Source organism: Psychrobacter nivimaris (assembly GCF_009812035.1).
In the GTDB taxonomy this organism is placed as follows: Bacteria; Pseudomonadota; Gammaproteobacteria; order Pseudomonadales; family Moraxellaceae; genus Psychrobacter; species Psychrobacter nivimaris.
Genome location: NZ_VZIZ01000013.1, coordinates 43,942 through 60,924 on the forward strand (window position 1 = coordinate 43,942; position 16,983 = coordinate 60,924).

General features: G+C 42.9%; 13 protein-coding genes. 8 read left to right on the forward strand and 5 right to left on the reverse strand.

Going from position 1 to position 16,983, the window contains the following annotated elements:
- Positions 1-44 precede the first annotated feature (44 nt).
- Positions 45-824, reverse strand: coding sequence for a hypothetical protein (locus FQV37_RS05280; protein WP_224737876.1), 780 nt, complete (start codon positions 822-824; stop codon positions 45-47).
- Positions 825-1,405: 581 nt separating this feature from the next.
- Here FQV37_RS05280 and FQV37_RS05285 point away from each other — a divergent pair.
- Positions 1,406-2,293: a TonB family protein gene (locus FQV37_RS05285; RefSeq protein WP_102092966.1), complete on the forward strand. Its 888-nt coding sequence runs from the start codon at positions 1,406-1,408 to the stop codon at positions 2,291-2,293.
- Between the two features lie 175 nt (positions 2,294-2,468).
- Positions 2,469-3,344 carry a mechanosensitive ion channel family protein gene (locus FQV37_RS05290; RefSeq protein ID WP_102092965.1) on the forward strand — a complete coding sequence of 292 codons (876 nt, stop codon included), beginning with the start codon at positions 2,469-2,471 and terminating at the stop codon, positions 3,342-3,344.
- Between the two features lie 49 nt (positions 3,345-3,393).
- On the opposite strand, the gene ybeY is transcribed toward FQV37_RS05290, so the two are convergent.
- Together ybeY and FQV37_RS05300 are read right to left on the reverse strand one after the other, a co-directional pair.
- Positions 3,394-3,993 carry an rRNA maturation RNase YbeY gene (gene ybeY, locus FQV37_RS05295; protein WP_102092964.1) on the reverse strand — a complete coding sequence of 200 codons (600 nt, stop codon included), beginning with the start codon at positions 3,991-3,993 and terminating at the stop codon, positions 3,394-3,396.
- A 318-nt stretch (positions 3,994-4,311) separates the two neighbouring features.
- Positions 4,312-5,415 carry a PhoH family protein gene (locus FQV37_RS05300; protein WP_179798643.1) on the reverse strand — a complete coding sequence of 368 codons (1,104 nt, stop codon included), beginning with the start codon at positions 5,413-5,415 and terminating at the stop codon, positions 4,312-4,314.
- Between the two features lie 599 nt (positions 5,416-6,014).
- Between FQV37_RS05300 and FQV37_RS05305 the strand changes: the two genes are divergently transcribed.
- From FQV37_RS05305 to FQV37_RS05315, 3 genes are all read left to right on the forward strand, one after another.
- Positions 6,015-7,343, forward strand: a complete 1,329-nt coding sequence (locus tag FQV37_RS05305; protein WP_160021575.1) for a UbiH/UbiF/VisC/COQ6 family ubiquinone biosynthesis hydroxylase — start codon at positions 6,015-6,017, stop codon at positions 7,341-7,343.
- Between the two features lie 166 nt (positions 7,344-7,509).
- Positions 7,510-8,793, forward strand: coding sequence for an FAD-dependent monooxygenase (locus FQV37_RS05310; protein ID WP_160021576.1), 1,284 nt, complete (start codon positions 7,510-7,512; stop codon positions 8,791-8,793).
- Between the two features lie 36 nt (positions 8,794-8,829).
- A complete protein-coding gene (locus FQV37_RS05315) occupies positions 8,830-10,062 on the forward strand; it encodes a PIN domain-containing protein (protein WP_160021577.1) in 1,233 nt (410 codons plus the stop codon).
- 1 nt (position 10,063) lies between these two features.
- Here FQV37_RS05315 and FQV37_RS05320 read toward each other — a convergent pair whose 3' ends face one another.
- A complete protein-coding gene (locus FQV37_RS05320; RefSeq protein WP_160021578.1) occupies positions 10,064-10,975 on the reverse strand; it encodes a LysO family transporter in 912 nt (303 codons plus the stop codon).
- A gap of 265 nt (positions 10,976-11,240) precedes the next feature.
- On the opposite strand from FQV37_RS05320, the gene FQV37_RS05325 reads away from it, so the two are divergent.
- Genes FQV37_RS05325 through FQV37_RS05335 form a run of 3 tightly spaced genes read left to right on the forward strand, consistent with a single transcriptional unit; the run spans position 11,241 to position 15,943 of the window.
- Complete coding sequence (locus FQV37_RS05325) at positions 11,241-13,934, forward strand: alpha/beta fold hydrolase (protein WP_160021579.1); 2,694 nt, start codon at positions 11,241-11,243, stop codon at positions 13,932-13,934.
- Positions 13,935-13,937: 3 nt separating this feature from the next.
- Entirely contained in the window at positions 13,938-15,131 is a 1,194-nt protein-coding gene (locus FQV37_RS05330) for a patatin-like phospholipase family protein (protein ID WP_160021580.1), read from the forward strand.
- The gene (locus tag FQV37_RS05335; RefSeq protein ID WP_160021581.1) at positions 15,128-15,943 is read left to right on the forward strand and encodes an SDR family NAD(P)-dependent oxidoreductase; all 816 of its coding nucleotides are present in this window, start codon (positions 15,128-15,130) and stop codon (positions 15,941-15,943) included. Before FQV37_RS05330 ends, FQV37_RS05335 begins: the two co-directional genes overlap by 4 nt.
- A gap of 26 nt (positions 15,944-15,969) precedes the next feature.
- Here the strand turns inward: FQV37_RS05335 and FQV37_RS05340 are convergent, their stop codons facing one another.
- Positions 15,970-16,863, reverse strand: coding sequence for a phosphatidate cytidylyltransferase (locus FQV37_RS05340; RefSeq protein ID WP_160021582.1), 894 nt, complete (start codon positions 16,861-16,863; stop codon positions 15,970-15,972).
- Positions 16,864-16,983: the final 120 nt, after the last annotated feature.

Here is a 16,983-nt window from a genome sequence, read left to right on the forward strand (position 1 = left end):
CCTTTAAGATGCAGCGTTTTTTTATGGGATAAAACATTAGCGACTTACTCTTGGCTTGGTTCAGTCGCATCGTCTACAGGGTTAATAGGGCCTTGCATCAATTCAGGATCATCATCATCACCGATGATATCTTCGTTACTGCTGGCCGCCAGTAAATCACGATAATTAATCTGAGCCTTCAAAATCATTTGCTCTTCTTCTAGCTCGCCATAATTTATCTGTACCTTATGCAAGGTACTCATGATTTTCTTGTTGTTTTTTAACCAACGATGGATATCGAGATAAATCACTTCGTCTTTTGCGCGAGCAATATTGACGTACGACAGAATAAAGCCTAAAGGGTCTTTTTTGAGGACGCTATGATAAAACCAAATCGCCAGTTTGACGCCTTGACGTTTCACGAAAGATTCGCAGCGCAGATTCAATATATCGGTATAAGTTTGCTGACCAAATACAAAGCGTTGCACATTGCGATCGAGTTGGACGTGAACTAAGCTAAAGTTACTTGCCACCTCGGCATAGATGCCGCCTGCATTGACAGTGCAGTACAAACGAAACCAATCCTCATGCATCTCGACACGTAGCTCTAAAATGGCTTTTACATTGTCGGTGACGAATTTTTGTAGTGCATCATTAACGTAAGTCTGTGCCACTGGCAATGACAACTCATCTTCGAACTTGTCCGTCGTCTTATTATAGATATCTTTAACCGATTGGGCGATACGCTCCCAACCACTGCCGAATGACTCGTCAAAACGATAGCCAATACTCTCGAAGAACTCATCAAAATTGTCTGAATTATTCACGTTATCAAAGTCACTCAAACTTATTATCCTTATAGGGCGCGTCATTCAATCGGTGACGTAAAAATGGCTAAACAAACTTTGCATGCTATCGTTAATTTGAACGAAAGCTAATCATCTATAATTTCTAAATATCTACGACCATTAGTAATTTTTATACTGATAGGTAGCAAAAGCGAAAAACTGACCTCTGATACTAGTGCATAGTGAATCTACATTTACTGTGCTGCTTGATAATCTGCCGTGCCTAATCAACACGATGCACAGTTCTGATTGTTGCAAAGTATCGTGCTACTAATGCTATTATGCTAAAGCAGTATATAACAAATACAGTGGCTTCAAAATGAACACATGCGTTTTATAGCAATTCATTTGGTATAGACAGTGTTTCGTCTGCCTTATATATTCTCAAATGCATGTTTTTCAATCAGCGGATAAGGTTACCAATACTGTATGGCAAATGTCAAAATGCCGTCTCAGTGCTTATACTGGCGACATAATTCTATGTCATGTTATGATAGCGCCAGTATAAATCATGCCCATCGTTACAACACTTGTTAAATAGTGCTTTGTACTGATGTGCTCACAAGCTGAGATTCATTGTGGCCTATATAAAAGACTCACAGAGCTATCATTTTTCCGCGCAAGCGCCCAAGCGCGATATAAGCTTGCCTGTTGCTATTGTTATTGCAGTGGCTGTTCATGTGCTGATTATTTTCGGAATTAGCTTCTCTATGGGAAAAGACCCAGCTGCTATGATGCAAGATGTGGCAAAGGCGCTGACCGACAATATGAAGCCCAATGAAGATGCACACTTTATTGCCAACGCTTCACAAGAGGGCGGCGGTACAATAGAAGAGCAGCTCAGACAAGAGAACAATCAGTTAAGTGCAATGTCTGCTGAGCAAATGAGTGAGACTCAAGATATCGTTAATTTACAGCGTAAAGTACGTCAGCAGCGTTATCAAGAGAGTTATCTGCGTACGACGTTAAGTTGGCGTCAGGCCACTGTAGAGTCGGATAATGACAGCGAGCAAGCGCAAGATGATGCAATGGCGCAAGAAGAGCGGCTACGTAAGCAGATTGCCACCTTAGAAGCTCAGCTATCTCAGCGTCAGCAGGTCTACGCAACCAAATCCAAAGTCGTGACGATGGATAGTAATTCGACCACACGGGGTGCGGCAGCAGACTATATCAATACATTCCGTGAGCATGTCGAGCGAGTGGGCAACTTGCATTATCCCGTGCAAGCGCGTGCCCAAGGCATTACGGGCGAAGTACGGCTAATGGTTATCATCAGTAACGACGGCAATATCAAAGCCATTCGACTGCTTGAAAGCTCGAACTCTACGATATTGGATGAAGCGGCCAAGCAGTCGGTACGACAAGCTGCACCCTTTGGTAAATTCACCGAAGATATGAGCGATATCGTCGAGCTGCGCTTGATACGTACTTACCGCTATAGTGATACAGTCGAAGTAACGTACTAAGGTTAATGTATTTATGCACTAAGAAGACAAGCACTAAGAAAAAAGCTACTGAAAATAAAGTTGCTGAAAAAATATCACCGAAAATACAATTGTTAAGAATAACACTTAACGCACCATTTTTTATCATTACAGATACCCAAGTTCATAACACACAGCTATAAAATAAAGAGTCAGTATGGAATTTTTAGGTTTTACCGTCGATGTCGCTACCTTAACGAGCAATGCCCTAGAGTTGGTCATTAAAGTCGCTTTAGCAATACTTATATTTATCGTTGGACGTTGGCTTGCCAAAAAGGCAGTCGCTTTTTCCGATCGCTTGATGACGCGTAGCCATCTGGACGAGACAGTTGCTAGTTTTTTAAGTCGTCTATTGTATGGCGTGCTACTGGTCGTAGTGATTTTAGCTGCACTTAGCAAAGTCGGTGTACAGACTACTTCGGTCGTTGCGATCTTAGGTGGTGCCGCTGTCGCCGTTGGTTTGTCATTAAAAGACCAGCTATCAAATTTTGCCGCTGGTATTATGATTGTGACGTTTCGCCCGTTTGTACGCGGCGATTACGTACAGATTAGTAGCTACACAGGTACGGTGACTGAGATTACTTTGGTTAATACCCATCTGACGACCATTAACAATCATGATATCATCATTCCTAATAGCGATATCACGACTTCACCTGTGGTTAATTATACAGCGCTACCCAATCGCCGCGTCGATATCACCGTCGGTATTGGCTACGATGCTGATATCAAAACGGCTAAAGACGTGATGTTAAGTCTGGCAAGAAATAACCCATTGGCTTTTACTGATCCTGAACCTATCGTACGAGTGACCAATCTAGGCGATAATTCAGTCGATCTTACCCTAAACGTTTGGACAACCAATGCCGACTGGTGGTCGATGCAATGCGAGCTACTAGAGCAATTCAAGCAAGCTCTAGATGATGAGAAAATCGAGATTCCATTCCCGCAGCGCAGTGTCCATGTTAAAGGCTTAGATCATATGATCAACCAAATGGGTCAAGCGCAAAAATTGCCATTATCTAAAGATTGATTGATAGCTGTCTAAGAGTTAGAAGACTGTTTAATGAAGCAGTGCTAGTTTAGATATAAGGATTTGGTAGGTTTAGGCCTGCCAAAATATCAATTTCAAAGTACTCCATCTCATCTTGTTCAGCTTGTCCGAGCTCATGATCAAAACCTAGTAGGTGTAGCACGCCATGCACTAGCAAATGGCTGATGTGCTGCGCCACTGTTTTGTCCTGTTCAGCCGCTTCACGTACCATCACTTCATGACAGATAACCAGCTCTCCAAGAGGCAATGTTGGCATCAGCTCAATGACGGCTGCAGGTAATTCGCTTGGATAAGACAAAATATTGGTCGCATAGTCCTTGCCGCGTGCTTCTAGATTTAAAGCACGGCCTTCGAATTCATCAGTGATATATATATCTAGTGTTTTAGACTTTTCCTGCCAAAGCTCAGGAACAATATCTGCAAAATAGGGTAGGGTCAGACCAGTATTAATACGACCATCTATATAATCTAAAGTCGCCATCATGACTGATAGTAAATGCTCGCGATTATAAAAAGTATCTAATATTTCATCATCAATACTGTCGGTCGCACTGATATCAAGTGCTGCTAAGCTGGCATGGTTGCTAGCGATCTTGTCATCGACATTAGTATTGTCAGGTTGGCTCATATTGCTGTCCTTTTTATTATAAATAAATGCGTTTCTAATGCTGCATCGTCTAGGTGATTTATTTGCCAGTTTTTTACCATAAAAGCAGCTCAATCACTGTTTATCTCATCGCTAAATTGTTGGCTAATAAATAGAGGCCAATGTATAAAATGTATAAAGGCTACTATAGCTAAGTTACTGGTGGGCGACTAGTAGCGAAAGAGCTAAATTCAATAAACTGTCAGTAAGAAAAAACCGGACTACTTTTAGTAATCCGGTTTTCTTATGCAAGATAAATGCTTATAGCAAATGACTGTAATTCAGTGATTAGCTTGATTATTACAGATTGGCTGCTGCATTAGCGACAGCTTGTCTACGCTCTTGTTCTTTAATACGTTCAAACTTACGTTTTTCTTCTAAAGCCATTTGTTCTTCATCAAACACATCATAGGCTTCAACGATTTGTTGTACCAATTGATGTCGTACGACGTCTTTTGAATCAAACTTTGTGATATGAATCTCTTCGATATCCTTTAGAATATCCATTGCTTGTGCCAAGCCTGATTTGTGACCACGTGGCAAATCGACCTGAGTAATGTCACCAGTAATGACGGCACGTGAGCCAAAGCCCAAACGGGTCAAAAACATTTTCATCTGTTCAGGCGTGGTATTTTGCGCTTCATCTAGAATGACAAATGAGTTATTCAAAGTACGACCACGCATATAAGCAAGCGGTGCCACTTCGATAATCTGACGCTCAATCATTTTACCGACTTTTTCAAAGCCTATCATCTCATAGAGTGCGTCATATAGCGGGCGTAAGTACGGATCGATTTTTTGGGTCAAATCACCTGGCAAGAAGCCCAACTTTTCGCCAGCTTCTACTGCTGGACGTACTAGCAAAATACGCTCAATCTCATTACGCTCAAGCATATCGACGGCACATGCCACTGCTAGATACGTTTTACCCGTACCAGCTGGCCCAATACCAAACGATACATCAGAGCTCAGGACGTTTTTTACGTAGCGCTGTTGGTTGCCACCACGCGGAACGATGCGGCCTTTACGTGTACGTAAACTGATGGGCGTAAACTCGCTAGCCTCATCCAAATCTTCATCATATTCCATGTCATCGTGATCTTGTTCGTCTTCTTCGATGTCTTCATCACGAGAGAGGCTAGATTGGATGATAAGATGCAGCTCTTCTGCACTGATGTCTTTGGTGTTCTGTGCTTCATCTACCATTTTGTAGATAATACGTTCACCGCGTTCGACATTGGTCACATCGCCACTCAGGCAAAAATCGCCTTGGCGCTGCATGATTTTAATATCGAGGCGTTCTTGGATATATTTCATGTGATTGTTATATTCACCAAGCACGGTTTTTAGCTGTGCTGGGGTCAATGATTCAAACTTTATACGGCGGCTCATGGAATCAGTCAAGCGATTATCCTTTTATTGTGTACCCGACGCTATGATTTGGTTTTAATTGCGTGGCGGGTTGCAGAGATAAAATAGTTAGTGGAATTACAGTGTTTAGGTGATAAAAAGATTGTAGATGATAAAAATGACGGCGTTATTATTGTTGTTTTTGTGGAAGGTAGTAAATAAAAGTAATGAAAGTCTTGCCTTCATTATGGTAGAGAATTTTTAAATTTCAAGCCATACATTAGATAGATAACGCTGTTTTTGTATGCTGATTGCAACTGCTACAGCGATTTTCTATAGATCGATTCGATGTTGCTATCAGTTCTATATAATTCATCGCTACCCATCATGTGATAGTGCTTTAATAAAATTAATATATTTGGGTTTTATAAATATAAACCTCGTTTACGATGAGAGTGGAGAAACGATTTGTCTACTGTTAAGACCACGGCATAATAGACAATTTGTGGTAATCTATGGGCGATACCATAGGTTGCTGCAACCCATCTAACAACAGTAGTGAAATGATAAAAATTATAAAATAAAGTCAGTGACGAGCGGCTATCTATCACTAATAAATTGCTTGTCCAAAAGATTATAATAGGAAAATAACGATGCAAGATACTGATTCACATTTATCCAATGCTGACAACATACCTAAAAAGTTTGACAGCATCTCTAAAAAGAAAGAAGCGATAACTGACCAGCAAGTGCTTATCGCAGGTGGTGGTCATGTTGGTTTGTCCTTTGCATTGCTATTGGCTCATCACGGTATTGCGAGCACCTTATTAGAAAAAAACAGCTATCCAACCATCAGTCCAACGGATGACAGTACTCGCAGCCATTATTTAGATAGTCGCAATACAGCGTTATCACGGCGCACGGTACAGATATATCAAGAGATTGGACTGTGGGATGAATTACAAAGCCATGCCTGCCGTATCGATACCGTACAGATTAGTGAGCAAGGCAGTTTTGGGCGTGCGCAACTGAATAAAGCAGAGGAAAAGGTCGAGTCATTTGGGCAAGTCATCGAAAACGCTTGGCTGGGTCGTAAGCTTTTATTAGCCGCACAGCAAGCGCCACTAATTACCTTGATAGATAATGCCAATGTGACAACTGTTCAGCAGCAGACCGATAGTGTGACGCTTAGCTTTAATTACAATGATGAAGTCGAAAACGAGCAGCAGCTACAAGCTAGCGTATTGGTCGCTTGTGATGGGCGCGATTCTACAGTACGCCAACTGCTAGATATTAGTACAACTACGTATGACTATCAGCAAACGGCCATCGTCGGCGTAGTAGAGACAGATACGCCACACGAGCATGCAGCGATTGAGCGTTTTAGTCCAGCTGGCCCACTTGCTGTGCTCCCACTGACTGATCCAGAAGGCGATGGCAACGATGAGTATCAGCAAGGTTACAGGCGCTCTGTGGTGTGGGTATGCCCAACAGGTGAAGAAACCAGATACTTAGAAGACGACGCCCATTTCTTGCAGACCCTACAACAAGCTTTCGGTCAACGCGCTGGTAAGTTTACAACTGCAGGTCGCCGCGGCGCTTATCCATTGACCCGCGTACTAGCAGATAAGCAGGTAGAAGGGCGCTGCGTCATTATGGGCAATGCTGCTCACACCTTACACCCTGTCGCTGGTCAAGGGTTTAATCTCTGTATGCGAGATGCGCATGTGCTGGCACAAATGCTAAATGCACAAGTGCTCAAAGGCGCAGATATCGGTGATGCACAGCTATTAAAGCGTTATGAAAAAGCACGTCAAACCGACCAGAAGCGAGTTATTCGTTTTTGTGATGCGGTAGTACACGGCTTCACGCATCCTAACCCAGCGATTAAACTGGCACGAAATATGGCGCTATTGGCCTTTGATAAATTGCCAAATATCAAGCCATTAGTCGCCACTTATGCGATGGGTCTAAAATCATAGCGCTATAGTTAATCTTCTTTAAAAGAGTGACAGCGTTAACCTCGCTTGAAATATTGCCTATACATCTGCACTCGGTTGCCTTGTCTCTCTTTTAAACTGAATCAACTAACTGTAATTAAGATTGATAATAAGCATTCTAATATTGAACAATATTGAGAGACACCTTATGAAGAACAACCATACGCTGATTATCGGTAGCGGTATCGTTGGGGCAACGCTTGCGCTAAAGCTGGCACAAGATAAAATGCCGGTGACGTTGATTGATGCCCGTCCTGAGCGTGATGAGTCAGCTTGGCAACATGAACTTAGCAAACGTGATGCACGTGTCTATGCACTTAGTATGGCTAGTATTAATTTGCTTAAAGATATTGGCGCGTGGCAAAAGATTGCTGCCTCTGAGCGTAAGGCTGATTACTCGCAAATGCAGGTATGGCAGCTAAATGGGATGGGTGAGTTATTATTTGGCAAAAGTGAAGATATTGGCGCCGAGGATAATAGTAGTAAAATTCATGAACCTATATTATTAGGAAGTATGGTCGAGCCTGCTGTCATTGAGCACGCCTTATGGCAGCGTTTGCATGAAGAGGATGTCAGCGACTATCTGACCATTATCGCTGGTCATAAAGTTGTCAATATGGATTGGCTAGGGGCGCAGCAAGGCTACCGTGTAACTCTAGACAATGGCGAGGCGATTGATACACGTCTATTAGTTGGCGCTGATGGGCGCGGTTCATTTGTCCGTCAGCAAGCAGGGATTGGTGTAGATACGTTTGACTATAATCAAACGGCGATTTGCTGTGCGATTCAGACTGAGAAACCGCATCAAGCGACAGCACGTCAAGCCATGCTACCGACGGGTACACTGGCACTATTGCCATTAGCAGATATAACCGATGCTGATAAGACAAACCCGCAGCATTGGCAGTCGATCGTATGGACATTGCCGCGCAATCAAGCATTAGCACTGATAGAGGAAGAAGATCGATTTGTCGCTGATAAGTTAGCAGCTGCTAGCAATTACGAGCTGGGTGCGATTAATCAGATTGAGTCTATCGCTAGTTTTCCATTAGCGGCACAGCAAGCGAAAAGCTACGTGGCGGATAACTTGGTGCTGATCGGTGATGCTGCTCATGGCGTGCATCCGCTGGCGGGTCAAGGATTGAACCTTGGCATGCTGGATGTGCAAGTATTATGTGAACAGCTAACGCATGACTTTACCCGTAGTGGCGGCACGCTGTGGGGCAGCAATCAAACGCTGCGTCATTATGAGCGTTCGCGCCGTCCGCATAATAGCCTAATGATGCATAGCTTTTCTGCGCTTAACTGGCTATTTGCAGGGTCGCTTGCACAAGTGCGCCCTGTGCAGCAGATACGTAATGAAGGTATGTACCGAGTTAGCAAAATCAAGCCATTAATGCGTTTGTTTGCTAAGCAGGCGAGTGGTGTGTAGGAATAATAATTTAAATTAAATAATAAGAATATTTTCATGAAACACATTTTAATCGACTATGAGAACATTCAGCCCAAAAGCTTCGATAATGTAGAGGTGGATGAATGCCATGTATGGCTGTTTTTGGGTATCAATCAGCAGAAGAGTTTACCTCTTAAATTGGTTGAAAACTTGCTCAGGTTTGATAATGAAAATGTGCACATTATTAGGATGCAACATGCAGGGAAGAATGCGCTAGATTTTTACTTGTCTTTTTATCTTGGCAAAATCTCTGAAATTGATCCTAGTGCTGATGTTTGTATTTTAGCAAGAGATAGTGGTTATGATATCTTGGTTGAGCATCTCAATAGTGCTTATGATGGTATGAACATCATGCGGTTAGAAAATTCTAATCAGCTAACAGTGGCTTACGAGTCAAACATAGAAAGTGCACCAGATATAAAAAAAAGCCAACTTGTCATTGAAGACAGTCATCATGTTTTGTGTGATGACGTTACTAGCGTTGCCATGGACAATAAGAAATATTTAGCGCAAAGCCTTGAAGAGAGCGTTCCCAAATCGGTTATACATGAGTGTTATGTATTGGTTTTTGATAGCATTGTCAATCGTAAGGTTTTTTTACCGAGCTATAAATCCAACCTATTGTACTCGATAAAGAAGTACGTTCCAGTAACAGTACTAGAGAGATTTAATAGTACTGAGCAAGATTATATTTTTGAACAGGTTTTTGGAAAATTTATCAAAGCAGGACTTATCAGACTTGATGAAAATGAAGAAAAACTAAGTTATAAAGTAGACAGTCAAGGAATATTAGATTTAGTCACTGATCAAGTTTTACGAAGCAAGGCAAAAGAAATTGATGGATTGAATAATGTGATAAAGCAAAAACTTGCAAGTTATCGCCAAGCAAATAATCAGGATCAAATTGATTTAGTTGTAACGTACCTCAAAAAGAAAGACATAATAAAACAGGATAACAAAGCTATCTATTACTCACCTTTCGATAGTATCAAAGGAAATTCGAGTAAAGTGTCACAAGATGACAATAAGAAGAGCAAAGACTCTGCTACAACATATCAACGTGCAATAGCACAGCTAAAAAGTAGACCAGCAGGTACTCGACCATCCAAAAAGTCAAGTTTAACAAACTATCTTAAAAACCATTTACGCAATGAAGACCCTAAAACCATTGATAAGCTAGTTAAACAGATGGTTAGTAATAAAATAATCGTAATATCAAATACGAATAAGCTGATCTACAAAATATAGCCTACCCAAGCGCCGAAAAGAACACCATCAGCACTGGCGAGACAATATTAATCAAAAAGCCAAAGCTAATCGCTAGTGGCACGACTTTTAGACCACCTGACTGCTGAATGATAGGCAAAGTGAAATCTAAACTGGTCGCGCCGCCAAGCCCAACCGCAGCGGAGGGGTATTTGCGCATAAATACTGGAATAAAGATTAACGCAAAGAACTCACGTACCAAGTCATTAAACAACGCGACACTACCCCAAACCGCGCCATAAGCATCGGTCATGACAATCGCTGATAGCGAGTACCAACCAAACCCTGACGATAGTGCTAAGCCTTTCGTCCATGAGACATCCGTAAATAGTAGCGCGAAAATAAGCCCGCCTGCCAATACTGCTAGCGTAAAGATGACACTCATTTCTACGCCGCGTTTATTAAGTAATACTTCTTTTAAGGTGATGCCCGAGCCTTTTAAGCCTATACCGACCAGTAATATCAAAATCATCAGCATGACGGTCATAGAGTTTTCAGGCGGCATATAATCAGCAGGCAAGAAATAGCCAATCACCATCCCGATCACCACACAAACCACTTGCGCCAAGCTACCTCGAATGCTCACCCGATGCTCTTTAGATTTTACGCTTGGTTTTTTGGCATGCCATGGACGCAGATGGTCAAACAGCATAAGCGCAAACAATCCTGTACCAATTGTTAATATTGATAGGACGGTGACATATAGAGCAATTTCACCCAGCTGATTACCTAGACCTTCTACCTGAGACAGCTCAATACCGATCAGCGCTAGGATGATAAATACTAAGTATGATAGACCTTTGTCGGCCACTTTTGTCATGGTAGGGTTAGACGGAATGGCAAAGCCAATAAACATTGGCATTAGAACCAGAACAAGGGTGACTAGGCTTTCCATGATAAAGGGCTCGCAGCATTTTTAATAAGGCGTTTTTAAGAAGCTGAAGATTGTACCATATAAGGTCAGCAATACTGATATGAGCCCCTGAGATTCATTGCAAATCATCGCTCATTGTTGGCCAAAATATAAAAAACTGGACGATTATAATGACGATAATAAATATCTTTTTCAAAATGTTTGAACGTTTTTGAGCGCTTTGTAATTCTTTACCTTATAAACTTTTGTTGCTACATTAAAGTACTGAAAATATTTGGCTAGACTCATGTCGCTATATCAGCTCAAAACTCAGTTTCAAAATCAACTACGTCCGATGAGTAATGCGCTGGTTGAGCAAAACATTACCGCTAACCAAGTGACAGTATCCGCTGTTTTATTAAGTATCGGTACTGCCTATATCATTGCCAAACCAGCGGCTGAACAGCATAGGCTGTGGCTTTTATTGCCTTTATCATTGTTTGTACGTATGGCACTCAATGCTATCGATGGCATGATGGCGCGTGAGCATGGACAGGCCTCAAGGCTCGGAGCCGTGTTAAACGAGGTAGGTGATATGGTTGCCGATACGGCGCTATTAGCGAGCCTGACCCCTCATATTCTGACCCATCATATCAATGATAAAGAACAGCAGACGTTAATAGCCAACTTGCCAACGAATATATCAACTTCTCAGCATCATATCACTGCTCTGATCGCTCTTAGTATTGGCACCGAACTGTTAGGCGTTACTAGTAATACCATGTTAGGTGTTCGTGCTAACCAAGGGCCTTTAGGCAAAAGCGATCGCGCTTTCATACTAGGGGTGCTTGGTGCCTTTATGGGTATTAGGGCCAAAGCGCCAGTAGGTATTAAAACGCAGTCGTCTTCGCCTGCTATCAGAATGGGTCAATTATTTATATTAACAGAGGTGATGTTATTAAAGACTTGTCTCAATCGACTACGTTATATGACAGAGTTATACTTGAGGCGTAACCCACCTAAGCTGCGATCCGTACTGGGTGAGTCAACAAACAACTCACTATCTCTTACTATTGTTTTGCCAAATACTTCTACTGATAACGCTCGCCCATTGGAGTTCAAAGAAATGCCAACCACAACCGTTGATAGTCAAAAATCCGAAGAACAGGCCAGTGTTGGTTTTGATTTGCCCGCATCTAAAATCATCAATGGTGAGAGCTGTTATAACGCTTACGATGGCACTGCTATTTATTATCGCTATTGGCTAACGACGCCTTTAGAATATATTAAGCAAGCCAACCAACCGTTGCGCCAAGTTATCTTATTGCACCGAGGACATGAGCATTCGGGACGATTGACAGAGCTGGGAGAGCAGTTTGCAACAGCTGGCTATCAAGTGTTTGCTTGGGATGCGCGCGGCAATGGTCGCTCAGGGGGCATTAAAGATCATGCAGAGAGCGTCACAGAGCTTGAGCGAGATTTAGAGGGTTTCGTCCAGTTGGTGATTGGGCAAACAGGCATTGCTATCGAGGATACATTGATTGTCGCCAGTAGTATCGGCGCGGTATTGGCAGCAGCATGGGTACACGATTATGCGCCTAATATTCGCGGCATGATACTTGGCACGCCTGCGCTCAGTATTCGTCTATATCTGCCCTTTGCTATACCATCGCTAAAGGTGGCACGTACGCTAGGTCTGATGTCACGTGTCAGCAGCTATGTTAAAGCACAAGTACTGACCCATGATAAAGACGCGCAGCAGGCTTACAATGCCGATCCATTGATATCGAATAGTATCTCGACTGATTTACTCATTGATACCCATGCAACGGGGCAGCGTCTACTCGATGATGCTGGTGCTATCACCGTACCGACGTTTGTCTTATGTGCGGGCAAGGATTATGTGGTCGATAAACAGGCTGAGCGGAAATTCTATGAGGCGATTAACACACCGATCAAACGCTGGCAGTTGTATCCAGACAGCTATCATGCAATCTTTCATGAGACCAATAAAGCCGATGTATTTGCCGACTGTATTGAGTTTGCTGAGCAAGTATTTAGCGCACCAGTCCAAGCCCCTGATCTGAGTACCGCTCACTTAGACAGTGCCAGTAAAGATAAAGTAGACCGTTTGGCGATTAAACCATTCAATCCAAACTTTGCCATTACCCGTTTTGCGATGCAAAAGTTCGGTCACGTCAGCGATGCGATTGCGACAGGGCTTGAGCATGGATTTGATTCAGGTCACTCGCTGGATCATGTCTATTACAATCAGCCCAGCGGGCAGAATAAATTTGGACAGGCAGTCGATAAGTTTTATTTAAATAATATTGGTTGGCAAGGTATTCGTATTCGCCGTGAGCACATATTGGAGTTGGCACGTTTAGCACTTTCATATCTCGAAGATAAAAACCAAAGCAGTAATAAACCATACCAACCAAAACTGTTAGATATCGCTAGTGGACATGGTTTTTATGCATTTGATCTGCTAACAGAGTTTGCAGATTTGCATGCTGAATTGCGTGATTATGAGATGCATAATATTCAAGCATTGCAAGCAAAATCAGAGCAACTGGCAATGGCTGGTAGGGTAGTGATAAGCAAAAAAGATGCTTTTGATCCTGCCAGTTATGTCAATGTACGAACGAAAGATGCCAGTACGGGTACGACAGCCTTCAATATCGCGATTGCTTCTGGGTTATTTGAATTATTCTCTGATAATACGCTACCAGCGACGGCTTTGGCAGGTATTTATGACAGTTTAAAATCGGGCGGTTATCTGATTTATACCAACCAACCGTGGCATCCTGAACAGGAATTTATCAGTAAAACACTAAACAATCACCGTGGCAGTAGTTGGGTGATGCGTTGCCGTTCGCAGGCGGAAATGGATCAATTGGTTGAGCGGGCAGGCTTTAAGAAAGTCACGATGCGTATCGATCGCTTTGGTATCTTTACCGTGTCATTAGCGATTAAAACTGCATTAGCTGATAACGAGTAATAGATGAATAATCAGCAGGTTAAGCCTTACGAGCGTGTTCAGCTATTTTCAGGCGGAGGCTCACGTTTTGGTTATTATTTGGGCAGTTATGCAGCACTAGCGGCGCATGATTTGACGCCAGATATTATCGTTGGTACTTGCGGTGGTAGTTTGTCTGCTTACTTAGTACAACTTGCGCCTGACCCTAAAGATTTGCAAGCATTGATGTGCAGCCGTGAGTTATATCGCGTCATCACTGCCATCAGACATGTCGCACCAGATGAAGCCAATAAACGTCTAAAGCTGCGTTATATGACCCATGCACTTAAGCGTTGGCGGTTATCAAGACAAAGGGATAATGGACAAGGACAACGGCAAGCAGACAGCTACGAGCGACTGTTAAATGAGCTACAGCAGTTGGCAATGTTTCGTATCGATAACGAGCAGTACTGGCTAGATGAGCTGTCGCAGTTTGCTGCTAGTGATAATGGTAGCGCTGTCGATAAAGCAACGCCAGAGATAGCTATCATTGCTAGTCGATTGTATCAATCACCTACTGATGGCTTATGTAATAAAAAACCTGTACTGCAAGAGTTGTTATTTGCACCGCCGCGCTTAGCAAATTTGTCAAATTCATTATCGAGTCTGGCCGACGAGCAAATGACGTCACCTGCGCATACGTTAGCTAATGGGCGCATACACCCGTCTGTGAAAGTACAAACGCAATGGGATTTTGCCCCAGTGATTCGCGCGTCTATGGCTGACATGTACTATCTACCGCCCACACATATCACAGAGCTCGGCTGGTGCTTGGGAGGTGTGATCAATCTGACACCGATTGAGCTAGCCTGTCAGTTGGGTAACAGCGTATTTGCAGAAACCAAGGCAGGTTATGACGCATGGCTGGCTGCTCCCGCGATTCAACGCGTCTTTGGTTTCGATCCCAATGAGCGCTTGGCAGCAGTACACGGTTATCAACCAATCAGCGTGTCGCCTCGCACTAACACCACTAATAAAAACCATCAGCTACATTGGTTGCCATTTGCAGATAACGAGCAGCAACTGAGAGGGCAAAATGTGCAAAAGCGTTTTAACCTAAAACAAATGACCGTCGAGCTAATACACAGCGATTACGATGGCTTTGTGCAGCAAATGCAGGCGCAATGGCAATATGGCTATCAGCGTACGGTCGGCTATATACAGCAGCATAAATTATGAAGACTCTCGTAGAAGATACCACCGAAACCTATGCACCGCATATCATTATCGTTGGTGGTACAAGTGGCCTTGGCTTAGCTTTGGCGTTGCATCATCAGGCACTTGGCTGGCAAGTAAGCGTTGTTGGAAGTAGCGCCACAAAGATAGCCGACATCAACAGTCAGTATCCGTCTATTGTGACTTACGCTTGTGATTTAACTGATGACACTCAAATAAAAAAATTACTAGAGAAATTATCACGCATACGCTTTAACAGACTGATTTATAGTGCTGGCAGCTATACCAATGAGCGTATCCATCACCTAAATAAAGCCGATAGCGACCAAATGCTAGCAATTAATTTACAGGCGTTTGAGCAGGTTCTTAGATGGGCAAGCAGCCAGTTAAAGCAGCAATATCAGTCATTGGACGCTAGCAAAAGCGATAAACCTAGCATTGTCTGTATCGCCTCTATCGCTGGCACGATGGATTATCCTTATGCCAGCCTTTATGCCAAAAGCAAGCGTGCAATGATTGCGACTGCTAGCGCTTATCGAGCAGCACTTGTACCTCATGATATCCAAGTAAACTGTATTGCCTCAGGCTATATCGATACCCAAGCGTTACGTGATTTAAACGATGGCGATGCTAGCCATAAGCCATTTATTATGAGCACGCAGACAGCGGTTCATCATATTATGCAAGCAATTGACGATGATGTAGAACTGGCGATATTTCCACGCTCAATGCGCTATATCACGAGTGCCTTAAATCATTTACCAAAGCCTGTGCTCAATTGGATATTGCGCAGTAAGCTGGATAAAGCCAGATAGTATGTCTATCAACATTTTGGCTAGGTTTAACCAAGTAGCCAATAGAGTAAGGTAAATACTGGCACTCCAATCAGCAAACTGTCTATCCGATCTAATACCCCACCATGACCAGCGAGCATCGTTCCAGTGTCTTTTACCCCGTGCTGGCGCTTAAAGGCTGATTCTAATAAGTCTCCAAATATACCGCTTACCGCCAAGCCATAGGCAGCTAATAGACAGACCCACCAATCAAAAGGGGTGAGCCAAAGACCTAATACTGTTGCCAAGATTGCCGCAACTAAACTGCCAAAGATAGCACCTTCAATGCTTTTATTGGGGCTAATAGTCGGCGCTAGACCTCGTTTAAACAGCTTACGTCCAAGCAGTCGCCCACATAGATATTGGGCAATATCATTAAACTGACTGGCAAATAATACGAAGAGTAAAACGCCATGCTGTTCGCGTTGCCAAGTCAATTGCTGTAAGACAATAAGGCTAATGATGAGTGAGATGAATGCAATACCTAATAGCAGGTCTAAGGAGTTGAGCCGCGTATAGTGTTGAGTCGAGTTGAGAGAGGTTTTCGCTAGTAGGGGAGTACTTGGCTGTAAACCTTGCGCTTGGAGTTTATGAATAAGTACGGTTTTACTGCGCAAACACCATAGGCGTTTAATCTCGTAGCTGCCGCGTAGACCAATTAATATAAAAAATAAAATGAGCAGCCATTGATAAGGATATCCTTGCGAATGTGAACCTTGCGTATCGTTCGTTATTTTTGCAATCACATAGCAAGTACAGAGCGCGGCGAGCATCAACCACCACGAGCGGGCTATCAGGTAGATTTTTGGCAAGCGTTTGCGCAGACGAGGTACGGCAAGTACACTCCAAGCCAAGCTGACAATTATCATCAGGGCAATTACAAACACAATATCAGAAGCCATGCCATGGACACTCAAAGAAGAGGTAATATTTTAAGCCTATCCATAATGATAGCTTAAATGCTTCTTTAACTATAGTGTTAGATATCGTCCTTGATGGGTTTGGCTATTATCTGTCGTACG